Source organism: Synechococcus sp. MIT S9509 (genome assembly GCF_047303035.1).
Lineage (GTDB): Bacteria > Cyanobacteriota > Cyanobacteriia > PCC-6307 > Cyanobiaceae > Synechococcus_C.
In genome coordinates, this window is record NZ_CP138940.1 from 743776 (window position 1) to 768920 (window position 25145).

A 25145-nucleotide genomic window follows, 5' to 3' on the forward strand; every position below is an offset into this window, starting at 1 on the left:
CAGAGGTCTGACAGTCAGCATTTCCTAGACTGACCTCATCGATCCAGTGGTGATGCAGGCAGTTCAGACGAAATCCATCACTGAATCCTCCCGTTTCCTGAAGCGTCTGCACGATCCCAGTCGGCCTGTGCTGGTCTTCGACGGTGCCACCGGTACATCGTTGCAGCAGATGGATCTTTCCGCTGATGATTTCGGTGGTGAGGTGCTTGAGGGTTGCAATGAAAACCTGGTTGTGACTCGTCCCGATGCGGTTCAGGCCGTGCATCGCCTGTTTCTTGAGGCGGGTTGCGACGTGATCGAGACGGACACCTTCGGTGCGGCGTCTGTGGTGCTGGCGGAATATGGCCTCGAGGATCAGGCTTTTGTTCTCAACAAACGTGCCGCGGAACTGGCACGTGAGATGGCAGACGAATACAGCACACCGGACAAGCCGCGCTTCGTCGCCGGTTCGATGGGGCCGACCACGAAACTTCCAACCCTTGGCCACATTGATTTCGACACCCTGCGGGAGTCATTCCGTGATCAGGCAGCAGGTCTGATTGCCGGTGATGTGGATCTCTTCATCATCGAGACCTGCCAGGACGTGCTCCAGATCAAGGCGGCGCTGCAGGGTGTTGAGGATGCCTTTGAAGCCAGCGGTCAACGCCGTCCACTGATGGTGTCCGTTACGATGGAAACCACGGGAACCATGTTGGTTGGCTCGGATATCGCAGCCGTGGTCTCGATTCTTGAACCGTTCCCGCTTGATGTGCTCGGGCTGAACTGTGCCACCGGTCCTGAACAGATGAAGGAGCACATCAAGTATCTGGCCGAGTACTCGCCCTTTGTGGTGAGCTGCATTCCCAATGCCGGGCTTCCGGAGAACATCGGAGGAGTTGCGCATTACCGGCTCACCCCCATCGAGCTGAAGATGCAGCTGATGCACTTTGTGGAGGATCTCGGTGTTCAGGTGATCGGTGGATGTTGCGGAACCACTCCGGCTCACATCAAAGCGCTGTCAGAAATCTCCGATGAACTGAAACCGGCCAAACGGGATGTGCGAACGCACCATCTTGAACGTCTGCAGCTGGGCTACGAACCTTCTGCTTCGTCGCTTTACGGCTCCACGCCCTATTTCCAGGACAACTCCTTCCTGATCATCGGCGAACGATTGAATGCGAGCGGGTCCAAAAAGGTCCGTGAACTGCTGAATGAAGAAGATTGGGATGGCCTTGTTGGTCTGGCACGTGGGCAGGTGAAGGAGAACGCTCATGTTCTCGATGTCAATGTCGACTATGTGGGACGCGATGGCGAGAAAGACATGCATGAACTGGTGACCCGTGTGGTCACCAATGTGAATCTGCCACTGATGCTCGACTCAACTGAGTGGCAGAAAATGGAAGCGGGGTTGAAAGTCGCCGGTGGCAAATGCATTCTCAATTCCACCAATTACGAGGATGGAGATGAACGCTTTTTCAAGGTGCTTGAACTGGCTCGACGCTACGGCGCTGCTGTGGTGATCGGCACCATTGATGAGGAAGGAATGGCGCGAACAGCTGACAAAAAAGTTGCAATCGCAAAGCGGGCTTACAGAGATGCTGTCGAGTTTGGTATTCCGGCGCGCGAGATTTTTTACGATCCACTTGCACTTCCGATTTCAACCGGCATCGAAGAAGACAGGCGCAATGCAACCGAAACGATTGAAGCCATTCGTCGGATACGCAGCGAATTACCAGGGGTTCATGTTGTTCTAGGCGTCTCCAATGTCAGCTTCGGACTTTCACCAGCGGCCAGAATCACCCTCAACTCAGTCTTCCTTCACGACTGTTGCGAAGCCGGCATGGATGCAGCGATTGTCTCTCCAGCGAAGATTCTTCCCCTGATCAAAATTGAGGAGGATCACCAGCAGGTTTGTCGTGATCTGATTAAGGATTCACGTCGTTTTGAAGGAGATGTTTGTATCTATGATCCACTCACGGAGCTCACCAAGCTCTTCGAAGGTGTCAGCACCAAGGAAGCCCGCTCCTCAGGTCCCTCTCTGACCGATCTTCCCGTTGAGGAAAGACTGAAACAACACATCATTGATGGGGAGCGCATCGGTCTTGAAGACGCTCTGAACGAAGGCCTTGAGAACTACAAGCCTCTTGAAATCGTTAATACATTCCTGCTCGACGGAATGAAGGTTGTTGGAGAACTGTTTGGCTCAGGTCAGATGCAGCTTCCATTCGTTCTGCAATCCGCTGAAACGATGAAATCAGCTGTTGCTTTTCTCGAGCCTCACATGGAGAAAAGTGATGGAGAGAGGTCGGCCAAGGCCAAATTTCTGATTGCCACAGTGAAAGGAGATGTTCACGACATTGGAAAAAATCTTGTCGACATCATCCTGACCAATAACGGCTACGAGGTGATCAACCTTGGCATTAAGCAGGATGTCGGAGCGATTATTGCCGCTCAGCAGGAACACCAAGCCGATTGCATCGCTATGAGTGGTCTTCTTGTGAAATCCACCGCATTCATGAAAGACAATCTCTCTGCTTTCAATGAAGCGGGAATCAACGTTCCGGTTGTTCTTGGTGGAGCAGCTTTAACCCCCAGATTTGTTAACAAGGACTGCAGCGAGGTTTATAACGGCAAGGTTCTTTATGGGCGTGACGCATTCACCGATCTGCGTTTCATGGATGCCTATGTCGACGCACGTCAGTCCGATTCCTGGGACAACGAACAGGGATTCCTGAACGGCACTCCTGAGGGCCTCTCCCTCGGAGGCGAATCGGGTTCGCATTCAGAGCCCGCCACATCCGACGATTCGAAGCCGACGGACGCCGGCAAGGAGATCAAGATCGACCCGGTTCCAGTCAGTTTTGAGCGATCCGAGACTGTCCCCGAGGAACAGGCAGTGGAACCTGCTTTCCTGGGTCCAAAGGTCTTGCAGGGAGACGCTGAAATTCCTCTTCCTGAGGTGATGGCCTATCTCGACCGACAGGCTCTGTTCGCTGGGCAATGGCAGATGCGCAAGGCCAAGGGCCAGTCAAGGGAAGACTATGAGGCCGATCTGCAGGCGAAGGCTGAACCCGTTCTTCAGTCCTGGCTGCAGCGTTCAATCGATGAAAGTCTGCTCCATCCCGCTGTTGCCTATGGCTATTTCCCCTGCGGAAGAGAGGGCAACGACGTGGTTGTTTTTGATCCGGACGGATCACGTCAGCTTGGCCGCTTCTCGCTGCCCCGCCAGCGTGGCGGCAACCGCTACTGCATTGCCGATTTCTACAAGGACCTTGTTGACGGCGGTCCAACTGATGTTCTTCCCATGCAAGCGGTCACCATGGGGGAACAGGCTTCGGTCTTCGCCCAGAAGCTGTTCGAGGCCGATTCCTACAGCGACTACCTGTTCTTCCACGGACTGGCTGTGCAGATGGCTGAAGCCCTTGCTGAATGGACCCATGCCCGTGTCAGACGTGAATGTGGATTTCCAGATCCAGAGGGGATGGAACTCAGGAATGTCCTGGCACAGCGTTACAGGGGCAGTCGTTACTCCTTCGGATACCCGGCTTGTCCCAACGTTGCCGATTCTCGCCAGCAGCTGCAGTGGCTTGGCGCTGAACGGGTTGGCCTGAGCATGGATGAGGGTGACCAGCTTCATCCGGAACAGAGCACAACGGCACTGGTGGCATTGCACAGCAAAGCCCGCTACTTCAGCGCCTGATTCTGATCACTGCAGCAGACTGAGGCTTTCCTGAACAGCATCACCATGGATCTCAGTGGGCCCGGCGCCATCGATGAGGCGATCAATGCGGGGATCGATCTGGATGGGTCACCTCTTCCAGACGGGATGCTGTCGCTTTACAGGGAGGTCATGGGACTTGAGGGCCAGCGAAAGCGCAGTGGGGTCCGCAAGTCGATGCGGAACCGGGTGGTCAGGACAGGCGCAAAACATTTTGATCAGGCGACACTCAATCAGCGCCTGATCGATGCTGGATGGGAAGGTCTGAAGGCGAAGGAGATCAACTTCTTCTACGGCTGACCCAGGCCGCTGATGGAGCTCTGCCGATCATTCCTGGCAGAGCTTCTCCATCGTGTCGATCACTTCCTGCTGGAATTCCTCGAGAGCGCTTGATTCGCTGAGGTCGATTCCTTCCCCGGCTGCATTCTGAGACAGGTCCTGGAAGTGGAATGCCCCCTCACCATTGGCAAGAAACTCAATCGCCGAGGATTCCCCGCTTTCGCGGAAGGCGTCGCAGAGGGCGAGGAACGCTGCGTCTTCAGTGAACTCCCAATCCATCGAGGAGGCATAACTGATTGACCTTTAACGCCTCGCCCCCGGGATCCGTCAACCATCTTGTCGCGCAATGTGCCACTCCTTCGGCAGACTCCTCATGGATTCAATGGGGTCATGAGCTCTGAACCATTCCCTGAAAACGTAGGCCAGGCGACCGATCTGAACGTTCTGGGTAAGCCGTTGGAAGTGTGCAGCTGTCAGCCGATGACGGGTTGGTTCAGAGATGGACACTGTCGGACCGATGTGGGCGACATCGGACGTCACAGTGTCTGCTGTGTGATGACGGAAAGTTTCCTCAGCTACAGCAGGGCTCAGGGCAATGATCTGAGCACTCCGAAGCCTGAGTTCGGTTTCCCTGGTCTTCAGGCCGGAGATCACTGGTGTGTGTGTGCACCACGCTGGAAGGAGGCTCAGGAGGATGGGGTGGCTCCGCCGGTAGTGCTCAACTCCACTGAGAGCACCACGGTTGAGATCATTCCACTGCACATCCTGAAAGCACATGCTCACCAGGGGATGTCCTGACCATCCCAGGCGATGAATCGGCCGCTGTCGGATGGCGTCTGATGCAGCAACACATCCAGGAGATGCCCTGCCGCTCTTTCAGGGCTGAACAGCTTCTCCCTGGGTACAAAGCTCTGAAAAGGCTTCGAGAGTGCTGTGTCTGTCGTTCCAGGGTGCAGAAGGGTCACGGTGGCCAGCGGCAGGCGACGAGCCCACTCAAGACTCAGACAGCGCAGCATCATGTTCTGTGCAGCCTTGGCACCTCGATAGGCGTACCAACCTCCGCTCTGGTTGTCGCCGATGCTGCCGACCCGTGCACTCAGGCTGGCGAAATGAAAAGGCGTGTTTCTGCTCAGCACCGGTTCGACCGACTTGGCGAGCAGCAAAGGTCCGGCCGCGTTGATGGCGAATGAGTCAAGCAACGAAGATTGCTCAGCCTGCTGCAGACGTTTTTCTGGTTGATAGGAGGGACCGTGAAGACGTCCGGTGGCATTGATCACCACTCTCAGAGGATGCGAGTCGGCACGCAGCTGTTCGGTGAGTTGAGCGAGGCTTTCAGGGTTCTCAAGATCAACGGTCCACTCCGCATCCGACAGTGGATGACGCGTGGCAAGCGTCACAAACAGTGATGGACAGCGGCGTGCAAGTTCAGCACTCAAAGCCCGCCCGATTCCACCACCACCAACCACCAGCGCACGTCCCTGCCAGCCGTTTGTGCTCGTTTCAGGCATGATTCCATCTCCGCCTCAGCGGGTATGCGTCTTGTTCGACCACTGTTGCTGACTCTCACGGCGAGCGCGGGGCTCGCTGCACTGGTCATCTGGTCCACCAGTGGGGGGAGATCCAACACAGCCAGCCAGGACACGGAGGCCCTGATCAGCGCACTGTTTGAAGCTGATGACAATCACAGAGGCTCTGATCAGGCGCCTTCATCAGCCGGAAAGCGGCAGAGAGAGCAGCGAAGCACTGATCCTTCAGCTGCAGCTGTCCCCCCGGTGCCTGCACCGACTGAGACGTTGAATCCCCAGGTGCGCATAGCCCTGCTGAGTCAGCGTCCTCTTCGGCAGGTCAGCACCAGGAATGGTGCGGGGTGCAGACATCAGGGTGGAATCCGCGTTCTTCCAGAGGTTGTGAACGGAATGCTTGCCAAAACCTCCCCAGGCCTGGTGAGCTGCGGAGGAAACGGTGGATCAGTGCTCGTGAACGGTCGTGCCTACGAAGGGACGATTCATCTGCTCAACAGGGGGCAGGGATGGCTCGCCATCAACCAGATCAATCTGGAAAGCTACGTGGCTTCGGTTGTGGGAGCTGAAATGCCCAGCCACTGGGATCATGAAGCTCTCAAGGCCCAGGCTGTCGCTGCCCGCTCCTACGGTCTTGTTCATATGCTCCGCCCAGCCACCAGCGACTGGAACCTTGGCGACACCACCCGCTGGCAGGCTTATGCGGGAAGAACCAGCAGCACCGATTCAACGATTCAGGCCACTGAGGCAACGCGAGGACTGGTGCTGAGTTTCAAGGGAGGTCTGGTTGAGTCGCTGTATGCGGCGACTCAGGACATCTCCGATGAGGCTCACGGACATCTCGGTGCAAGCATGAGTCAGCACGGGGCTCAGAACCTGGCACTTCAGGGGCTTCGATTCAACGAGATCCTCGGCAGGTACTACGCCGGTGCGTCGCTGGCGAGGATCAAAACCGATGGCTGAGAAGCAATTCTGGTCGAAGGCTCTGGAACGTTCTGATCAGGCCTGGAAAAGCGGTGCTTTGATCCCTCTCAGCACATCGAACATCAAGCTCTCAGGCACCGGTGCCGAGCATTTCGAACTACGTCAGCTGAACGCGGCTCTCCCCAGGCATCATCGACCTGAAGGGCCCAAGCCCAATCCCTTCCTTCCCTGGGATCCGAGGCTTGAGGTGGAGCGTATCCATCACAGTCACGTTCTGATTCTCAACAAGTACCCCGTTCAGCGTGCGCACATGCTGCTGATCACCCGATGCTGGGCTTCCCAGGTCCACTGGCTGAGTGCCGAGGACTGGCGTGCCCTGGCGCATGTCGACAGCGACTGCACAGGTCTGTGGTTCTTCAACAGCGGTCCCAGAGCCGGAGCGAGTCAGCCACATCGTCATCTCCAACTGCTTCCTCGTCATCGCGGAGAACGCATCTGTCCGCGACAGTCATGGTTCACTGAGCAGCTGCAGATGACAGCAGCGCTCACCTGCGAGGGGCAGACCATCGATCCGCTCCATCAAAGCTGTGTCATCGCTGAACGTCCTCTGTCAAAGAACCCAGACGAGGAAGCAACCCTCCTCCACGATCTGTATCGCTCCCTGTCGTCGCGTCTGGGGCTCGGAGATGCCCTCTCTCAAGAGCCGCCAGCCTTTCCCTACAACCTGTTGATGACTGAATCGTGGATGGCACTGATCAGTCGCAGTCAGGAGCACGTCATGGGGTTCAGCATCAATGCGCTGGGGTTTGCCGGTTATCTGCTGGCAACGCAACGCTCGGATCTCTCCTGGCTGCAGAGCCATGGAGGCGAGCAGCTGCTCAGACGAGTTGTTCCGGGTTCCAGTGATTCCACGGAGGAACTGAACTGATCAGTGGTGTCTGGCTGAAGGAGCCCATCAGCTCCACTGAAGCAATCCATGAACAGACAGCAGACAAGACGCAATGCAAGGGTCGAACGCCATATGAGACTTGTGGATCCATTGGCTAGGCGCTACGCAGCCAACAGCGGTCTGGACCCAGACGATCTCAAGCAGGTGGGATTGCTGGGTTTACTGAAAGCTGCTGAACGCTACGAGGATCAAAGGGAAGTGCCGTTTCCGGCCTTCGCCCGTCCTCATATCCGGGGCGCCATCCTTCATTATCTGAGAGACAAAGCGGCGATCATTCGGCTCCCAAGGGCTGCGCAGGAGAGTGATCTGGACACCGGAGCAGGATTTAATGCGGCCACTCAGCGACGTCTGATGCTGCCATTGGGAGATGACCTGAGCAGCCAGGACGCAGATCTGTGCAGCGACCTGGATCAGGATCAGAATCGACGCGAGATTGCTCTGGCTTTGCAGGAACTTCCCGGACAGGAGCGAAACGCTCTGGTGGAAGTGATCCTCAAAGGGCAAAGTCTCAGGGACGTGGGTCGCCGGACAGGCGTCAGTGCGATGACCGTTCAGCGACGTGTCAAACGTGGACTTGCCCAGCTGCGCGAGCAGCTCAACGTTCAGCTGGAGCTGGCCTGATCCCGTTCGATCTGCTGCTCAAGGGTGCTGATTGCTGCGTTCACAGCTGCGATCTGGCGCTCAAGTCCATCGCGCCAGCTGCGCATCATGCGCAGTTTGCGCTCCTGGTGATGACGCTGCCAGTCACCGTCTGAGCAGGGTGAGCAGCCAAAAGGAGGGAACATTCGGGGAATGGTTGGTTTCGAACATCCTGGCGAGAACAAGCCGTTCACGCGTCATCCAGATTGCTTGGCGGTTTTTACTCTGGCGATTAAGTTTGGAACTTCAGGCGACCCAGGGTCGCAGCCAGTCAGTCGCGAGTGTCTCACCGAATCCCAGCACTGGTCCTGATCGGCGTCTCGGCTGGAACGGTTGCGACTGAATGGGTGAGGCCTGCTCAGGCCTATGTGCCGTTGATGGCTGGTCAGAGGGCCAGGCCCCTGAACGGCAGTTTCAACAATGTGCCTGTTCTGCACTCCAATCAACCGGAGATCGTCAAAGGGCCTGGAATCCTGGTTGATACATCCCCTGGCAGTTCAATCGCGGCCGAAACAAATCAACCGCTTCAGAACTCAAATTTCACTTTCAACGGTGATTTTGGAGTTCATATGCATCATAAATATTATCCCCAGGACACCAGCAAACTAGGAGGTCGAAGAGCCAGAGGTCTTCTGACCGTTGCGGCAATTGCCATCAACCCTGGTTCAAAACCAGTCACTCTGAGCTTTAAAAGAGGCTCCGTAAAAAATAGCTTCGAAGCTCCTTATCGATCCAACAAATTAATGGGGGTGAAGCCACTTGGACCAAGACCCTGGAATACAGGACCGGGTGACGCAACTGCTGTTCAGATTCTTCGTGGAGAACTTGATCGAAAACTTCCCAGAAAAATCGTCCTCCCTCCAAACAGTCGCAAAGTCATTGTGAGCACTGTTCTTCCTGCGCGTGGAATCATGAATGGTCTTCTTCGAGGCAGCAGTGACGGGCCGTTTCAGATGGCTGTGATCGCTGCGGAAGAGACCCAGGATGAACGTGCACTCATAGCAGTACTTGATCGTGGAAGACTTGCACCAGGCAGAATTTATCTCAATCGCATTCGAGAAATTCAGTCAGGTCAGGTGTTCTCTCGTGTTGCAGGTGTTGCAGTGGGCGATGAGTACAAAGCATCGATTCAACACGATCTCTCACAAGGCTCATTGCATGTACCCATGACCAGCACGCGAAAGCATCACTTCGGAACCCGAGATATTCAGGTCAACGAATTGAGCACACGAATGATTGATTCAGCCGTCAACAACGTAGGCACTTACGGAGTGCGCTTTGACATTGATCTGAATCTTTCAGGCGAGGGTGCACATGAGCTGGTTCTCAGTCATCCGGTTGCCTCCGGTCGTTCACCATTCACCGCTTTCCGAGGATCAATCGGCATCAAATCCAACAAGGGCTATCAGGAGGTCCATGTCGGTATGCGATCCGGACAGAGCCTTTCCATTGCAGACCTTGATCTCAAGAGTGGAGTCAACAACCCTGTCACTGTCAGTGTTGTTTACCCGGCCGATGCAACGCCGGGTCACCTGCTCAGCGTAGTCCCCGTCACTCAGCTCGCCATGCTGCGTCGGCGTGAGCAGATGCTGGAGGCGGCACGCAAGGCGCAGGCTGAAGCGAAGTCCCGCAAGGTCAAGCCTGATGTGGCTCCCCCGGCGGTCAATGCGCAGCCGGTTCCCGAGCAAAAGCCTGCCGTGCCTGTCGCCAAGCCCATCTTGGAACCTGTTGTCCGGCCGGCTCAGCAGCCCGTCAGAACAACCCCTCCACCCCCTCCTCTGATCGTGGCTCCGGGAGGTGGCACCAACTCCATGCCTCCTGCAATGATCATGCCGTCAAGAGTGAACAGCAGCCTCGAGCAGCGTTACCGTGACGCCATCCGTGCTCAACAGGAATGGTTGCAACGACTGAAGAGTCGATAATCAACCTGCTTGACGGTCTGAACAACACAGCCCTATGAGCGGCAAGCGCATCAGCCTGGAATTACCTGAGGAGCTCGTTGACCAGATTGATCAGCTTCGCAAGGACTGGAAGATCCGTTCAAGAGGGGAATGCCTGAGTCGACTGCTGGAGGAAATTTTCCAGACCGACCTTGATGCTGAGAAGCCAGAACCTGAACACAGTGATCCAACATCCTCTGGTTCAACGGAATCAAGGTCATCAGACACTGATGTCAGTGCCGGGACTCTCTTCATCAGTGAACCGACCCTGCAACCTCGATACGACGAAGATCGAGCGATTGTTCTGGTGGACTCAGGTGGCGAACTGGATACGACCGAGCAGAGTGGAGACCCGTCGGTCTCACCCCGTCCAAAGAAACGCAATCAAACATCCACTGTTGGCATTGACCTGCCCGGATTTGTTCGCAAGCGCGGATCCGCGATTCGAGAAAGCCTGACAGCCAGCACTCCACCTCGCACTGAGATTCCTTTGGTGCCGGTGATCAGTGATCAACAGATCAAGGACTGGTCTGAAGTGGCTCTGAACCACTGGCTCAATCTGTATGGCTCTCACCCAGGTCCCACGGTGATGGAGGCTGTGATGCTCTGGATGGCTCGTGACATCTGGCCCCATATCGATGGATCCGAAGGGCGCACATTCACCTGGAGCCAGGTCAATCATTCCATGACGGAGTTCTGCAAAGGCTGGATGGTTCCCTCTCCAGACTTTGCACAGGTGATTGTTGCTGCGGCAGTTCTTGAGGATCCTTTTGCCAGCGCTTCCGTACCGGATCGCATTCCAACCCTGATCCGTCGTTTTGTCAGTCGCTTCAAACGCAGCCGCAAGGTCACATCATTCGAGACGCTGGAGTCGACGATGACTCTGCATGGAGCTCTCAAGCAACTCGAGTTGCCTACGCAGGCTGGCCAGTCACTGACCTTGCGCGCCATCCGTGATGCCTATAAACGCAAAGCAGTCGAGGTTCATCCTGACTCCGGAGGTTCAACAGATGCCATGCGCCGTTTGAATGAGGCTTATCAGATGCTCAAAGAGCTCTATCGACAGAAAGAAGAGTCTCGCTAGTCACTGCCTGGCCCCGAAATTGGACTCGTATTGGGTCTTAATTGTGATCAGCAAGATTTTCTTGTTGCGCCTTGTTGTTGGTTCTTGAGTTGAGCTTCGGTGCCTGATTTCCATCAACATCGAATTTTTCCATTGTTTTATTTGCGTCTAACGCAATGACCCAGGAGCGATCTCCTGGCGTTCAGCAATTGCCAGCCCCCTGGCTCCCTATGAATCCGGTCTGATCAGGTGGTGTCGATACCCAGAAGTCGTGTCCAGTCTTCTGTGAGTCTTGTCCAACGGCTGTCCCGACCCGTCTTTAAGTCAGTCAGGCACAGGATTCATCAATCTGCGTCTCTGCTGTTGACACAGTGACGCAGAGCTTCCGGGCCAGACAGAGGAGTCTTCGCGAGCGACATGATTCATTGATTCGGCCTGTTGCGCTCGTCAACAAAAATCCAAGCAAAAACTGACAAGCATCTCAATTGTCTCGAGTCGAATCGGAATGCAACCCATTTTGCGACTTGCCCGAGACTCAAGAGAGCGACGCACGTATTAGCTGTCCAAGCTAAGACTCGGTACTGGTCTTTTTTGGTGTCTCATTCGAGAGCGGTGGACAATAAAAAAGGCCCGCCTGGGGCCATGAAAAATTCGCATCAAAAAGCCAATCAGGTGCTGGTCTGCATGCCCTTGATCAGGTAATCGAAATAAGGCCCAGCAAGTTTCTGTTGCTCTTCGGATAGCAACACCAGGGAGGCCTCTCTCATGCAACGCATGGCATCCACCATCCCTGGCATGGGAACACCGAGACTGTTGTACATCTCGCGGGCACCGATCAGACCGATCTGCTCGATCATCTCGGTGCTGCCAGCGAGAACTCCATAAGTGACCAACCTCAGGTACCAGCTGTAATCACGCAGACACTGGGCCCTTTGCTTCTGACCATAGGCATTACCACCTGGCGCCACATATTCAGGACGCAAACCGAACAACTGCCTTGCTGACTCATCAACAATCTTCTTTTCGCTGTCCGTGAGAATCCTGACAACGGCCAGACGAACGGCGCCCTGGCTGAGATACTCGACCATCGAGCGCAGTTCACCACTGCTGGGGTAACGCAGATCGTCATCCGCCTGGAGGATCAGATCCCTTACAACGCTCATGGCAGCTGACATGCTTAGAACAGTTTAAGGGGCATGAACGCCAGTCATGGGTAGGAGCTGAGGGGTGTTACGCCATTGCAATGACAGCGATGCATGAAACGCCGCATCCAGGACTCACCATCAATGTTGTCGGTGAGGATCTTGACCAGCAGGGGCGTGGACTGGCCCGCTGGAACGGCTGGGTGATCACCGTGCCTGAACTGCTGCCAGGAGAAGAGGCCAGGGTCAAGGTTCAGCAGCGTCAGAGACGGATGTGGATGGCACGGAGGGTGGAGATCATCTCCACCTCGCCCCATGCACGTCGCCCACCCTGCATTCTTGCCCGCGACTGCGGCGGTTGCTCAATGCAGCACCTTTCCGTCGAAGCTCAGAACACCTGGAAGCAGGAGCGACTGACCAGCACGCTCAATCGCATCGGCCAGCTCGATCCTGATGTGAATGCTCTGGTGAGTCCTGATCAAGAGTCGCTGGGCTACAGAAACCGCGCCTTGATCCCGGTCCGTCGCAATGGCCTGAAAGTGCGACTGGGCTATTACAAACGTGGCAGTCATCGCATCGTCAACCTCAATCACTGCCCTGTTCTTGATCCACGCCTGGATGCCCTGATTGCGCCAATCAAACAGGATCTTGAATCAACCTCCTGGCCCATGGATTCAGACCTGCAGGGCGAGCCCGGTCTGCGCCACCTGGGATTGAGAATCGGCGTCAGGACCGGTGAAGTGCTCATCACCCTGATTTCCGCCACCCGCACACTGGATGGAGTTGAAGCGCTGAGCGCAGTCTGGATGCGACGTTGGCCACAGCTGAAGGGTGTGACGCTCAATCTGCAGCCGAAACGCAGCAATGCCGTCTTCGGGGAACAGACCATCCGTCTACAGGGTAGGGATGGCATCGAGGAACGCTTTTGTGATCTCTCTCTTGAGCTCGGGACCACCACTTTTTTTCAGGTCAACACACCAAGAGCTGAGCGCGTTGTTGAACAGATCCGCTGCTGGTTAACCCAGGCGCAGGCCAATCAACGGGTGATTGATGCTTACTGCGGGATCGGCACGATTGCCTTGCCGCTGGCGGCAGCCGGTCACAGCGTCACGGGCCTTGAGATCAGCGCTGCATCCGTGAGGCACGCCGATCGCAATGCAGCGCGCAACGGGCTTGAAAGAACACGGTTCCTCGATGGTGATGTGGCTCGGCATCTGCGCGAGTTGTTGCCTTTGCACGATGCTCTGGTGGTTGACCCGCCCCGTAAGGGCCTCGACACGACAGTGCTGGCCATGATCCTCAACCATCCACCGCAGCGGCTTGTTTATCTGAGTTGTGATCCGGCCACCCTGGCGAGGGATCTCAGACAACTTGCAGGGGATTCAGGTCCTTACCGGATTGAACGCGTGCAGCCGATGGATTTCTTCCCACAGACGTCTCACCTGGAATGTCTGGTGTTGATGACGAGGTTCAGCTGCGTAACTCCACCTGGAACTGCTTGACCAGTGCCTTGCGCACCTTGTCGTGGACCGGCTGAATCATCTCGTCGGTCAATGTGGAGTCTTTGCCGCGATAACGCAGGCGAAACGCCTGACTGCACTGATCTGAGCCGAGCTGACCACCTTCAAACCGATCGATCAGTTCCACCGACTCAAGCAGTGGTTTACCGGCTTTGCGGATGGCCTGCAGAAGCTCTCCAGCCGCAAGGCTCTTGGGCACGACCATGGCCAGATCCCTCTCCGAGAACGGCAGGGTGGAGTAGGTCTTGAACTGAGGACTCCAGCGATTGCTGCGGGTTGCCGCTTCAAGGAGACGTGCAAGCTGCAGATCAAAGAGATAAGTGTCCGCGGGCAGCTCATGGCTTGCGCACAGTGAAGGATGCAGCTGGCCGAAGCAGCCGAGAGGGCGCCCTTCAACCACCACGCTCGCCGCTCGACCTGGATGGAGGCGGACGTCATCGCTGAGACGACGATCCTGGGCCTCGATGCCGAATGCATCCAGAACGGTGGTGATCACACCACGGGCTTCGTAGTAATCGAGCTGGCGCGTCTTGCCGCTGGATTGCCATTTGGACAGACGACGTTCTCCGCAAATCACACCTGACAGACGAGCCTCCTGATCGATCGCTGCTCCATCGGAGCTGAACACATGCCCGATTTCAAACACCCAGCAACCAGGCTGTGAGGCCTGCAGGTTGCGCTGACACACCTGAAGATGCTCCTGCCACAGGGCGGTTCGCAGATGACTGGTTTCGGCCAGCAGAGGATTGCTGATCGCGATGCGATTGGGTTCGGATTCGTTCGCGCCAGTGAGTGAGAGGGTGCTGATTTCCTGAAGTCCTGAGGCAGTCAGACGCTGGCGCAAGCGTCGTTCCGCCTGCTGAGTGAGGGTCAGCTGACCGGGTTCCAGTGGCTCTGGAAGATGGGACTGGAAGCGATCAAATCCAACCAGTCGCGCCACCTCCTCAATCAGATCAACCTCACGCAACAGGTCCATCCGCCTTGACGGCGGAACGATCACACTCCATCCATCTGCATCAGAGGAGAGGTCACAGCCCAGTGCCGTCAGACAGGCCTCGACCTGTGCATCGTCGAGTGGTTCGTGCTGACCATCGCCGTTGGTGGATTCAAGGGGACCAAGCAGACGGTGCAGAGCACTGCGGCGCAGAATCACCACCGGATCGGCTTCCTGTTCAGCAGCGCAGACCCAGGTTGTGCCGATTTCAGCATCAAGCATCTCCCCCAGCAGAGTCAGCGCACGGCCTGCAGCGGGCAGTGTGATTTGCCTCGGAAGGCCCTTTTCATAACGCGTGCTGGCATCTGTGCGTTGTCCTGTGGCCCGACTGCTGTTCCGAACGGAACTGGGGCTGAACAAAGCTGATTCCAGCCAGATCCTGCGAGTGTTGACGGTGACGCCGCTCTCGGCACTGCCCATCACACCGGCCACTGCGACGGCGCGATCACGACAGGTCACCACCTGAACACGCGGATCCAGTTCGATGTCGCGTCCGTCCAGGCCTGTGAAGGATTCATGGTCGCGTGCCTGACGCAGTCCGAAATCCTCTGCCTTGATTGCCGTTCCGCAGATTGATTCCAGTGCGTCTGCATCGAAGGCATGCAGAGGTTGACCTTGTTCAAGCATCACCAGATTGGTGATGTCGACAACGGCGTTCACGGGATTCACACCAGCACGCATCAGCCGTTGCTGAAGCCATCGCGGTGAGCGTGATCTGCCATCGATGCCCTTGACTTCGGTCAAGCCATACAGCCCTCCTGCCTGCATCGCTGTTGAGGAATCCTGATCGCTTGCCAGTGATTGAGGATCTGACGGAGTCGTTGCCTGAGGCAGTGACAGCGGAGCTCCGGTGAGTGCAGCCACCTCCCTGGCAATCCCTGTCATGGAGAGGCCATCAGGCCTGTTGGCGGTGATGGCGAGTTCGAGAACGCTGTCGTTCAGACCAAGTGATTCAGCAACTGACTCTCCCGGTGATGGCACTTCATCGAGGAGATCCTCAAGAATTGCGATTCCATCCACATCGCTTGTCTGACCGAGTTCCGACAATGAGCAGATCATTCCTTCACTGCGCTCGCCGCGGAGTTCACCCGCCTTGATCGTGAGATCAACGGCAGGAAGAACTGCACCCACCATGGCCACGGGAACATGAATTCCCGCGCGCACGTTCCTGGCCCCACAGACAATCTGCAGAGTCTGCCCATTGCCGACATCCACCTTGCAGACACTGAGTTTGTCGGCATTGGGATGCCGATCGCAGGCCACGACCTCACCCACAACAACGCCCTGGGCAAGCAGGGAGAGATCCTCCATCTCCTCCACTTCGAAGCCTGCCATCGACAACCGTTCACCCAGCTGATCAGCGGGCTCATTCACCTGCACCAGATCCTGCAGCCAGGAGAGAGAAACCCGCATCGGGAGCTTGAAGTCAGCGCGTGATCCTACGAACTCACAAACGTTGTTCGAAGGTTGGAGTGGGGTGAGGTTGACCTGTAATGTGGATCCTTGTCATTTCGCTTCGCAATTGCGGCGCTACGTCCTTTATGGCCAAGAACAAGGGCGTCCGGATCGTTGTCACCATTGAGTGCACCGAATGCCGGTCCGTTCCCGCTTCCGAAAAGCGTTCCCCCGGTGTGTCCCGCTACACAACCGAGAAAAACCGCCGGAACACCACAGAAAGGCTGGAACTGATGAAGTTCTGCCCGCAGCTCAACAAGATGACTCTTCACAAAGAGATCAAGTGAGTCTGCAGTTCATTCAGTTTTCCAACCGTTTCTGATTCATGTCCAGCTCCTTCTTCAAGAAGCGTCTTTCCCCGATCAAGCCTGGCGATCCCATCGATTACAAGGATGTGGATCTGCTCAAGAAATTCATCACAGAGCGCGGCAAAATTCTGCCCCGCCGCCTCACCGGCCTCACTGCGAAGCAGCAGCGTGATCTCACCAATGCTGTCAAGCGAGCTCGAATCGTGGCCTTGCTGCCGTTCGTGAACCCTGAGGGTTGATTCCTGGCCGCTGTTGATTGCAAACCTGGGGATCTGGTCGGTTTCAGAGACTCAAAATCATCCCAGCTCGCTGTAGTGCTTGCCGTTCAGGGCAGCAAACGAAGGTTATGCATCGGATACCGGGCTAAGGAGCAAGTTGTTCCCGCTCGCACGATTGATCTGATTCACCCCCTGCCGCTCGATGTTGATCCATCGACACGGTTGGGGGTTTTCCCATGGACATTCAACGAGCAGGATCTTGAACAGGCCAGTCCCGGCTGTCGCGACTGGGGCGAAACATGGGTCCTGCTGCTGGAATCATCCGAGACGGCTGATCTCGCTTCTTTCGCTGAGCTCGCCTGCGGATCAGATGCTGTGATCAACAAGGCAGCCTGTTGGTTGGCACTCAATCGCGACCAGGACTTTTTTCGCTGGAAGCAGGGTCTTGTTCAGGCAAGACCTGCTTCCGAGATCCGCAGCCGTCGGGCTGAGCGCTGCGTTCAGCTCAAAGCCGAACAGAGAAATCAGCGATGGTTCCAGGTCTTGAAGGCACGTCAACCCGTGGTTTTCAACATGCTTGATCCTCTCCACCAGGGATGGATCAAGAGCATGCAGGAACTGGTCGGAGAAGGCGTTGAAGGGGTTCAACTCGATGCTCAGCTGTCGCAGTCGCTGAAGACAGCTCGCGTGGATGCCACCTCCAGAGATCTACGTCTCTTGTTGATTCAGCTCGGCCAGTGGGATGAGCATCGACCTGCATCAATCGCGGGAACGCCCTGGAGCAACGGATTCAGTGAAAAGCTGCTTCTCGAGGCCAGGCAACTGCTCGAACAGTGTGATGCGCCGCATCCCGGAGATGAGACAAGACTCGATCTCACCGCCCAGGCCTGCGTCACCATCGATGACGCAGAGACGACCGACATTGACGACGCCATCGCTCTTGAACGTCGACAAGACGGAACCGAACGTCTCTGGATCCATATCGCCGATCCGGGTCGTCTGATCACAGCTGGCTCACCACTGGATCTTGAAGCTCGACGCCGTGGCAGCAGTCTTTATCTCACCAGGGGCAATCTGCCGATGTTCCCAGCCGAGCTTTCGACAGGCCCCTTCAGTCTCAGAACCGGTCAGCGCAACGCGGCCTGGAGCACCTGGGTGGACCTCGATCAACACGGTGGCATCAGCGATTTCGGGATCGTTCGCAGCTGGGTGACTCCCCGTTACCGACTGACCTATGACGACGCCGACGAACTGATTGATTTCGCTCCACCTGAAGAGGCAGATCTTTCAGACCTCCATAAGCTGCTGGAGCGTCGCCGAGGCTGGCGAACTGATCAGGGCGCACTCCAGATGGAACTCCCGGAGGGTCGCATTCGTTGCCGCGACGGCGACCTGTCCGTGCAAATCACAGAGCCTGGTGCCTCCAGGATGATGGTTGCCGAGGCCATGATTCTTGCGGGTGCCGTTGCGGCCCGGTTCGGATCGACTCACAATCTGGCGCTCCCCTATCGAAGTCAGCTTCCTGCTGACCTGCCCTCTGCAGTCGAGCTTGAGCAGCTTCCCGATGGTGCCGTTCGATTTGCTGCCATCAAACGTTGCCTGAGCCGTGGTCTGATGGGAACGCAACCCTCAGCTCATTTCAGCCTTGGCCTCAACGCCTATGCCCAGGCCACATCGCCAATCAGACGCTACGGGGATCTCGTTGTCCAACGCCAGATCGCCGCAGTCATCAACTCTGAAACTCCTCTGAGTGAGGAGTCGATGCAGGACCTGATCGAAAGCTTTGATTCAGCTGTGCGCGAAGGGCTGACCATCGCAAGAGAAGATCAGCGCCACTGGCAACAGGTCTGGTTCGAGCGTCATCAGAGTGATCAGTGGCCTGTTGATTTTCTGCGCTGGCTGAGGCCTCAGGACCGACTGGGTTTGGTTCGTCTTGATGATCTGGCCATGGATGTTGCCGCTGAGTGCCCTCAGGGATCGGTGCCGGGAGAAGCACTGATGCTGAAGGTCGATCAGGTTGATTCTCAGTGTGACCAGCTCAGACTGATTGCCCTGGCTGCTTGATCACTGCATGGAGGAGCAACGAAACCATCCTCCCCAGGGATTGTCAGTGCCCTGAATCATGACTTTCGTCGGCTTGTCGAGCGTCTCAAGTCCTGCGTTGACGGCTGGTTCCAAGGTGATCAACTGGCGGGGCTCATCATCCTCCAGTTGGACTGTGTAGCCACCTTCGCCGTCCGGGCTGACCATGCCGTGCCCTGATCTTCCCTTGTCCAGTGTCTCGGGGCGTGCTGCTGCCAGGGAGTTCTGGTCCAGCACAGCTGTTTGCCGCTCCAACCACTGACTGTGATGCCAGGGTGTATCCCAGAGAGGAGCGACTGCCGATGGCGCCATGGCATCGCCGATCAATCGATCCTGCAGACTGCGCAACGACAGTTCGGAAGGTTGCCGACCTGTTTCCACGGCAAGCGCGGCGGCCGCACCGGCGGCCTGGCCGATGTTCATGATCAACGGTTGCAATCGGGTGGCCCCATTGGCCATGTGACTCGCACTGAATCCCTTGTCTGCCATGAGCAGATTCTCAGTTTCATTGCTCAGCAGGGCTCCAAAGGGAATGCAGAAGGGTGTTCCCGTCCAGCGGCCACCCCAACGACAACTTTTCGGCGCCAATGGCCAGTCATCGCCTGGGTAGTGATGGTCATTGGCGTAATTACCCACAGCAATCGATTCCAGAACACAACGGTCATTGACCGGTGGACCAGGCAGACGTCGTCCTTCAGCGAGAGGGAGCAGATTCTGTTCGATCACCGTGGCGCGACCAACCACCCGCCGGCCTTCGCGCCAGTACGGCATCGCCGCAAGCCAGGGGGCTGGGCTTGCAGCGTCGCTGGGAAAGGCTTCACCCAGCTGTAGCCATCCATCAGTTGCCTTGCGCAACTCGTGGGCGAAGCAGAGGCTGTGTTGCTGCATCTCCCTGAACAGCTCGGCCTCCTGGCTTGAATCAGTGAGGAATGCTCGTTCCAGCCCTCGATGCCAGTCATTGCCGTGCAATGGCCAATTGAGCATCACCAGTCCTGACGGCAAGCGGCCGTAGGTGATGGTTTTTTCCAGCCCGAAAGTGTCACACGCACCGCGGAACGGTGGAGGCAGCTGAACGGGGACCCGTGGATCATTCTGCAGGGGATGATCTGCAGGCTGATCTCCCCGCAGTTGTCCCATCACCACCCAGGTGGGCGATTGCACCGGTTGAATCCTGAAAAACGGATCTGCATCCAAACGCTCCTGTGAAGGCGCACTGGGTTCGGTCCACTGTTCCTGGGGTTCCCAACCCAGTCGGAACGGAACATTCGCCAAAGGCAGAAGATCGCCTCGATCACTGCCGTCAATGACAACGCGGCACCTCACCCTGCGGATCTCTCCACCCACATCAACCTTCAGTGCTGTGATCAGGCAGCCTTCACGCTCAACGCTCAGCAGCTGACAGCAAGACCACCACACCACTTTTTCCTCCTGCTGGAGCCAGTTCTGAAGAATGGTTTCAGCGGTCAGTGGCCGGTACCCGAAACAGCTCACCCAGTTGTGGTCCAGTCCTTCCGGTTCACGCGTTTCCAGTTCACGCAGAAACGCTCCCCAAAGCCCCGTCTGCCATGGGGTCAGTTCGTTGCCATCAGGACAGCACACACCTGCAGCACTGACCATTCCACCCAGCCATGCCCCCGGGGTGAGAAGCAGCGTGGTGGCACCCCCACGGGCTGCCTGAATCGCCGCTGAAGCACCGCCGGTCCCCCCACCCCAGACCAGGACATCCACCGAATCAAGGCTGATGGTCATGGTCCTTCGGTTCTCAATACAGGTACGGCATTCACGATGTTCAGTTGCAGTTCAGCCACCAGGCGACACAGCCGCAAAATCAGGACCCTGGAAAGAGGGTCGTTAAGATCCAGCCCCAGAGCCAGGGGCAAAAGGAGAGCGCCGCAGCGATGACCTACAGCCTCACAACCCCGCTCTACTACGTCAATGCCAAGCCCCATCTCGGCAGCACCTACACAACCATCGCCTGTGATGCACTGGCCCGTTTTCAGCGCCTTGAAGGTCAGGAGGTGCTGTTTGTCACCGGTGTCGATGAGCATGGCCAGAAGATCCAGCGCACGGCCGAGGCCCGCAAGATCAGTCCACAGGAACACTGTGATCTGATCAGCCGTGAATACATGGATCTCTGGTCGCGGTGGGAGATCAGCAACGATCGTTTCGTCCGGACAACAAGTGAGCGTCACCTGCCTCTGGTGCAGGCGTTCTTCCAACGTTGTGAAGCCGCAGGTCACATCCGAACGGGCCACCAGGAGGGTTGGTACTGCGTTGACTGCGAAGAATTCAAGGACGACCCGGCCGACGCTCAATCACCGTGCTGTCCAACCCACCTGAAACCCCTCGAGTGGCGCGATGAAGAGAATCTCTTTTTCTGTCTCTCGACGTTTCAGAAGCCCATCGAGTCGCTGATCGCGGAGCCAGGATTCATTGCACCAGCCAGCCGGCGCAAGGAGGTTGAAAACTTTGTGGCCGGCGGCCTGCGTGACTTCTCCATTTCCCGGGTGAATGTCTCCCACGGTCTTCCGGTGCCTGGCCATCCCGGTCACACGTTTTATGTCTGGTTCGACGCTCTGCTCGGCTATCTGACTGCTCTGCTGGACGACGGAGGGTCTGTGGATCTGGATCGTCTGAGCGATGCAGGCTGGCCTGTGAGTGTGCATGTGATCGGCAAGGACATCCTGCGTTTTCATGCCGTCTACTGGCCAGCCATGCTGATGTCCGCTGGTCTGCCTTTACCGAAGAGCGTTTTCGGCCATGGCTTCCTCACACGAGAAGGCCAGAAAATGGGTAAATCCCTGGGTAACGTTCTCGATCCTGAGCTCTTGCTGGATCGCTGCGGAACGGACGCCGTGCGTTGGTACCTGCTCCGTGATATTCAATTCGGAGATGACGGTGATTTTCAGCAACAGCGGTTTGTGGATCTTGTCAATAACGACCTCGCCAACACCATCGGGAATCTGCTGAACCGCACCTCATCGATGTCCAGGAAATGGTTTGAGAACGCAGTGCCCCCTGCTGATGAAGCAGTTCGTGAACACCACCTCCTCCGCGACAAAGCCGAACTGACCATTCAGCAGGTTCGTGAATCAATGCAGCAGCTCAATTTTCAGAAGGCTTCTCAAGCGGTGCTTCAGTTGGCCATCGATGCCAATGGTTTTCTGAATGAGCAAGCTCCCTGGAGTCAGATGAAACAACCCGGTCAGGAAGTTCAGGTTGGCCAGGATCTCTATGCCGTTCTCGAATCTTCCCGGATTGTCGGCATTCTGCTTCAGCCGATCGTGCCCGATCTCAGTGAACGTATCCTCACGCAGCTGGGGCTTGGCTCTGTTTCAGGCGCCTGGAACGACCATCTGACCTGGGGCATGCTGGTGCCCGGATCAGTCTTACCCAAGCCGGAACCTGTGATGCAGAGACTCGAGCTCGAAGCGCCTCTCTGATGTTCCTGTCGCATTCAAGTGATCATTGTCGTGGTGGTTGTCTCGTTGCCCTGTTGCTGCTGACAGGCTGTGTCAGTGAGCAACCCTCAGCAACGGTCCAATCCCCTCCCTTCGTCTTCCGCTCGCTGAAGCTCGAGCAGAAGACCAGGAAAGGACTGATGGACTGGAGCCTGAACAGTCCTGAAGCTCGTTATGAGCTCAATCGACGACTGGTTCGAGCCGTTCAACCTGTGGGTGTTCTCTACAGGAAGGGAAAACCATCGTTCAAGGTGCAATCAGATCTTGCACTGGTCGTGAACGATGGCGAGCAGATCCTGCTCGAAGGTGATGTGAAGCTCCAGCAGCTCAACGGGTCCAAGCTTCTGATTCAGGGAGATCGTCTGCGTTGGCGACCACAGGAGGGGGTGCTGCTGATTGAACAGCGTCCAAGGGCCTTCGATCAGGACTCCCGGATCAGCTCCAGCAAGGCGCAGTTGCTGCAGACCACCAATGATCTGACCCTCAAGGGAGTTGTACAGCTGGAGCGATGGACCGAAAGCTCCGATCCATCCAAGCCGGATACGACATTGAGAACCGGAGAGGCCCAGTGGAATCTCGATTCCGGTGTGCTGAACGCTGAAGGCCCCGTTCTTGCACAAAGACGCAACCTGGAGGGAACGGTGCTTCAGCAGCTTCAGGGCAGGAGTCTTCAGGGCAATACGCGTGCCGGTGACCTGAAGGTGACGGCTCCGGTCGTGGTCCGGATGCCACCCCAGAAGGGAGTGCTCAAGGCTCAGGACATCATGTGGAATTTCCGTTCCCAGATTGTGCGCACCGAGCAGCCGTTTGAAGCCGAACTCGATCGCACCAGGATTTTCGGCAGTGCCTTCCAGGCTGAGTTGAAGAACACAACTGTTCTGATTCAGGACGATTGCAGGATTCAACAGCCTGGAGAATCTCTCGATGCCAGAACCTGCACCTGGAACTGGGGCACAGAGGAGGTTCTTGCTGAGGGGAATGTTGTGGTGAAACGCGACGCCAATGACCAGCTGACTCGTGCCAGCAAGCTGGTTGGTCGGGTTGGAGAGAAAGGCCGGATCACTTTCACTGCACCGGGTGGCAGAGTTGAATCACAGGTCAGATTCCCTGCGGATCGACCTGTTGATCGGACTCCTCGACCGAGGAAATCAGCTCCAGTTGAGTTCTGAGCCTTTCTGCCCAACCTGCAAGCCATCGTTCATCGGATCGAGTGAAGCAGCGCTCTGTCCAGCCACCGAGCACGATCCATCCACGCTGACCCAGGGGTTGAACCATCACCGCCGGCAGACCTGGCAGAACCGGGTCAAATTCCTGGCGTCCAGGGTAAAGAGCGGTTCTGACCAAAGACACCAGCGCCTGCCGTTGCGTGCTGCGACGACAGATGTCGCCTGGAGTGAATGGTTCTCGGGTGATCAGACCTCTTCTCAGCAACACCCTCTCATCCCAGTTCACCAGGATCGTTGCCGCAGATGTCGCCGTCAGAAACTGGTGACTACCCCAGGCCAGTTCCGTTCGCAGGCAGTCGGAGAGCCCAGCGGCGATCTCGAGACCCTGCTCCCCTTCGAGATTCACCGCCTTGGGGGTGCGTGGCACCGCCCGGGTCCAGAGCACCGCCACGAGCATCAGGCCGACCGCCGCCATACCGGACAACACTTCCGCCCGTTGCAGAGCAGGAGTGAAAGCTCCAGCCGTCAACGCATTGAACACAGCGAGCCCCAGCACCAGCAGCCCGGAGATCAGGCAAAGTCGCGCGGAGCCTGGCATGGTCTCAAGTGTCCTGCGGTCAGAAGGGCACACTCTTGCTCAAATGGGGCAGCACTGACCAGTGGTGATGACGGACGCGGAAGCTTTTGCCTCAATCGCACTTGCCGCAGTGGCCTGCGACGGAACACTGGGCCGCGAGGAGGCCCATGCACTCCGACGATCGCTGGAGTACCGCACCCCTTACAAGAACAGGACTGAACAGGAGATGGGAGCCCTGTTCGATCGACTGCTGGTCACGCTCCGGGAGCAGGGGGTGAACCAGCTGGTGACTGATGCACTACCGGCGTTGTCACCTGTCCAGCAGGAAACAGCTCTCGCGGTTGCCGTTCAACTCACTTACGCGGACAGGGATGTCTCGACAGCAGAGCAGTTGTTTCTGAACCAACTCTGCGATCGTCTTTCGCTTCCAGACGGAAGGGCAGCGGCGGTGATGGAATCGATCATGGCTCTTCATCGCGACAGCCTGTCCACCTGAAGGCAGACTGGCACCGCAATGCTCCTGACCATGAAGCGTCTGAACCAACTCGTCGGAGGGTTTCTGTCTGCTTTGATCTGTCTTGTGCTGGCTGCTCCAGCAGCAGTGGCGGTCTCTGCACAGGATTTTCCGCAATCTCTGCCGGATGCAGCCGTACTTGACTCTGCCGATGTGCTCAGCAGGGCCAGCAGAAACGAGATCAGCACGCGTTTGCAGGATCTGAATCAGTTTCATGTGGACGCCCGTTTGGTGACACTGCGGCGACTTGATTACGGGCTCACTCTTTCCGGTTTCGGTGAGGAACTGCTCGAGCGCTGGGGACAGGGTGACAGCCTCACTGATCGTCCTCTGCTGATCTTCCTCGAGGAAACACAGAGCAAACAGGCCACGGTGGTCGCCGCTGAGGCATTGCTCGAGCAGCTGCCGGAATCCTTGTTGCGAAGCACGGGGCGCACCACCATGAGTCAGCCCCTGCGGGATGGTGATCGATTCCGACAGGCGACTCTCGATGGTGTGACCAGGATTGAAACCGTGCTGAACGGTGGGGAAGATCCAGGTCCACCCGTTCAGCTGGAACGTGCGTCAATCCCCACCAATATTCCCACTGCTGAAGAGACAGAGAACAGCAACGCCTTCACATGGGTTGTCGTTCTCCTGGTCGTCGGCACCATAGTGCCAATGGCGACCTGGTGGATTTTCTCCAGCTGACGACACG

General features: G+C 56.9%; 23 protein-coding genes. 16 read left to right on the forward strand and 7 right to left on the reverse strand.

Annotated elements, in window-relative coordinates; translation table 11 throughout:
• Nucleotides 1–52 precede the first annotated feature (52 nt).
• On the forward strand, nucleotides 53–3679 hold the full coding sequence (gene metH, locus SIB73_RS04140) for a methionine synthase (protein WP_413402690.1): 3627 nt from the start codon (nucleotides 53–55) through the stop codon (nucleotides 3677–3679).
• A 45-nt stretch (nucleotides 3680–3724) separates the two neighbouring features.
• Nucleotides 3725–3997, forward strand: coding sequence for a DUF4090 family protein (locus SIB73_RS04145; protein WP_413402688.1), 273 nt, complete (start codon nucleotides 3725–3727; stop codon nucleotides 3995–3997).
• A 27-nt stretch (nucleotides 3998–4024) separates the two neighbouring features.
• Here SIB73_RS04145 and SIB73_RS04150 read toward each other — a convergent pair whose 3' ends face one another.
• Nucleotides 4025–4255 (reverse strand): hypothetical protein, encoded by a 231-nt coding sequence (locus SIB73_RS04150; RefSeq protein WP_066907493.1) that lies wholly within the window; start codon nucleotides 4253–4255, stop codon nucleotides 4025–4027.
• 111 nt (nucleotides 4256–4366) lie between these two features.
• On the opposite strand from SIB73_RS04150, the gene SIB73_RS04155 reads away from it, so the two are divergent.
• Nucleotides 4367–4774 (forward strand): DUF2237 family protein, encoded by a 408-nt coding sequence (locus SIB73_RS04155; protein ID WP_413402686.1) that lies wholly within the window; start codon nucleotides 4367–4369, stop codon nucleotides 4772–4774.
• Here SIB73_RS04155 and SIB73_RS04160 read toward each other — a convergent pair.
• Nucleotides 4756–5484, reverse strand: coding sequence for an SDR family NAD(P)-dependent oxidoreductase (locus SIB73_RS04160; protein ID WP_413402684.1), 729 nt, complete (start codon nucleotides 5482–5484; stop codon nucleotides 4756–4758). The two genes, SIB73_RS04155 and SIB73_RS04160, sit on opposite strands and share 19 nt — an antisense overlap.
• 24 nt (nucleotides 5485–5508) lie before the next feature.
• Between SIB73_RS04160 and SIB73_RS04165 the strand changes: the two genes are divergently transcribed.
• The 3 genes from SIB73_RS04165 to SIB73_RS04175 are packed head-to-tail and all read left to right on the forward strand — an operon-like array spanning nucleotide 5509 to nucleotide 7990.
• Nucleotides 5509–6459, forward strand: a complete 951-nt coding sequence (locus tag SIB73_RS04165; protein ID WP_413402683.1) for a SpoIID/LytB domain-containing protein — start codon at nucleotides 5509–5511, stop codon at nucleotides 6457–6459.
• A complete protein-coding gene (locus SIB73_RS04170; protein WP_413402682.1) occupies nucleotides 6452–7348 on the forward strand; it encodes an ATP adenylyltransferase in 897 nt (298 codons plus the stop codon). Before SIB73_RS04165 ends, SIB73_RS04170 begins: the two co-directional genes overlap by 8 nt.
• 48 nt (nucleotides 7349–7396) lie before the next feature.
• Nucleotides 7397–7990: a sigma-70 family RNA polymerase sigma factor gene (locus SIB73_RS04175; RefSeq protein ID WP_413402680.1), complete on the forward strand. Its 594-nt coding sequence runs from the start codon at nucleotides 7397–7399 to the stop codon at nucleotides 7988–7990.
• On the opposite strand, the gene SIB73_RS04180 is transcribed toward SIB73_RS04175, so the two are convergent.
• A complete protein-coding gene (locus SIB73_RS04180; protein WP_413402679.1) occupies nucleotides 7972–8154 on the reverse strand; it encodes a hypothetical protein in 183 nt (60 codons plus the stop codon). The genes SIB73_RS04175 and SIB73_RS04180 overlap by 19 nt on opposite strands.
• A 231-nt stretch (nucleotides 8155–8385) precedes the next feature.
• Here SIB73_RS04180 and SIB73_RS04185 point away from each other — a divergent pair, with 231 nt between their 5' ends.
• The gene (locus tag SIB73_RS04185; RefSeq protein WP_413406435.1) at nucleotides 8386–9930 is read left to right on the forward strand and encodes a DUF3370 family protein; all 1545 of its coding nucleotides are present in this window, start codon (nucleotides 8386–8388) and stop codon (nucleotides 9928–9930) included.
• 34 nt (nucleotides 9931–9964) lie between these two features.
• Nucleotides 9965–11032 (forward strand): molecular chaperone DnaJ, encoded by a 1068-nt coding sequence (locus SIB73_RS04190; protein ID WP_413402677.1) that lies wholly within the window; start codon nucleotides 9965–9967, stop codon nucleotides 11030–11032.
• 647 nt (nucleotides 11033–11679) lie between these two features.
• Here the strand turns inward: SIB73_RS04190 and SIB73_RS04195 are convergent.
• On the reverse strand, nucleotides 11680–12174 hold the full coding sequence (locus tag SIB73_RS04195) for an allophycocyanin (RefSeq protein ID WP_413402675.1): 495 nt from the start codon (nucleotides 12172–12174) through the stop codon (nucleotides 11680–11682).
• 80 nt (nucleotides 12175–12254) lie between these two features.
• Here SIB73_RS04195 and rlmD point away from each other — a divergent pair, with 80 nt between their 5' ends.
• Nucleotides 12255–13655, forward strand: a complete 1401-nt coding sequence (gene rlmD / locus SIB73_RS04200) for a 23S rRNA (uracil(1939)-C(5))-methyltransferase RlmD (protein ID WP_413402673.1) — start codon at nucleotides 12255–12257, stop codon at nucleotides 13653–13655.
• Here the strand turns inward: rlmD and pheT are convergent.
• The gene (gene pheT, locus SIB73_RS04205; protein WP_413402671.1) at nucleotides 13624–16080 is read right to left on the reverse strand and encodes a phenylalanine--tRNA ligase subunit beta; all 2457 of its coding nucleotides are present in this window, start codon (nucleotides 16078–16080) and stop codon (nucleotides 13624–13626) included. The genes rlmD and pheT overlap by 32 nt on opposite strands.
• A 128-nt stretch (nucleotides 16081–16208) precedes the next feature.
• Between pheT and rpmG the strand changes: the two genes are divergently transcribed.
• The 3 genes from rpmG to SIB73_RS04220 all read left to right on the forward strand — a co-directional run bounded on the left by rpmG (nucleotide 16209) and on the right by SIB73_RS04220 (nucleotide 18712).
• Nucleotides 16209–16409 (forward strand): 50S ribosomal protein L33, encoded by a 201-nt coding sequence (gene rpmG / locus SIB73_RS04210; protein ID WP_066907761.1) that lies wholly within the window; start codon nucleotides 16209–16211, stop codon nucleotides 16407–16409.
• 38 nt (nucleotides 16410–16447) lie between these two features.
• Nucleotides 16448–16669: a 30S ribosomal protein S18 gene (gene rpsR / locus SIB73_RS04215; protein ID WP_006041316.1), complete on the forward strand. Its 222-nt coding sequence runs from the start codon at nucleotides 16448–16450 to the stop codon at nucleotides 16667–16669.
• A gap of 75 nt (nucleotides 16670–16744) precedes the next feature.
• Nucleotides 16745–18712 (forward strand): ribonuclease catalytic domain-containing protein, encoded by a 1968-nt coding sequence (locus SIB73_RS04220; protein WP_413402669.1) that lies wholly within the window; start codon nucleotides 16745–16747, stop codon nucleotides 18710–18712.
• On the opposite strand, the gene SIB73_RS04225 is transcribed toward SIB73_RS04220, so the two are convergent.
• A complete protein-coding gene (locus tag SIB73_RS04225) occupies nucleotides 18713–20479 on the reverse strand; it encodes an FAD-dependent oxidoreductase (protein WP_413402667.1) in 1767 nt (588 codons plus the stop codon).
• A 107-nt stretch (nucleotides 20480–20586) separates the two neighbouring features.
• On the opposite strand from SIB73_RS04225, the gene metG reads away from it, so the two are divergent.
• Together metG and lptC are read left to right on the forward strand one after the other, a co-directional pair.
• A complete protein-coding gene (metG, locus tag SIB73_RS04230; protein WP_413406434.1) occupies nucleotides 20587–22173 on the forward strand; it encodes a methionine--tRNA ligase in 1587 nt (528 codons plus the stop codon).
• Nucleotides 22173–23360, forward strand: coding sequence for an LPS export ABC transporter periplasmic protein LptC (gene lptC / locus SIB73_RS04235; protein ID WP_413402666.1), 1188 nt, complete (start codon nucleotides 22173–22175; stop codon nucleotides 23358–23360). Before metG ends, lptC begins: the two co-directional genes overlap by 1 nt.
• On the opposite strand, the gene SIB73_RS04240 is transcribed toward lptC, so the two are convergent.
• Nucleotides 23290–23955 carry a cofactor assembly of complex C subunit B gene (locus SIB73_RS04240; RefSeq protein WP_413402664.1) on the reverse strand — a complete coding sequence of 222 codons (666 nt, stop codon included), beginning with the start codon at nucleotides 23953–23955 and terminating at the stop codon, nucleotides 23290–23292. The two genes, lptC and SIB73_RS04240, sit on opposite strands and share 71 nt — an antisense overlap.
• A 67-nt stretch (nucleotides 23956–24022) precedes the next feature.
• On the opposite strand from SIB73_RS04240, the gene SIB73_RS04245 reads away from it, so the two are divergent.
• Entirely contained in the window at nucleotides 24023–24430 is a 408-nt protein-coding gene (locus SIB73_RS04245) for a tellurite resistance TerB family protein (RefSeq protein WP_413402662.1), read from the forward strand.
• Nucleotides 24431–24460: 30 nt separating this feature from the next.
• Nucleotides 24461–25138, forward strand: coding sequence for a photosystem II repair protein Psb32 (gene psb32 / locus SIB73_RS04250; protein WP_413402660.1), 678 nt, complete (start codon nucleotides 24461–24463; stop codon nucleotides 25136–25138).
• Nucleotides 25139–25145 lie beyond the last annotated feature (7 nt).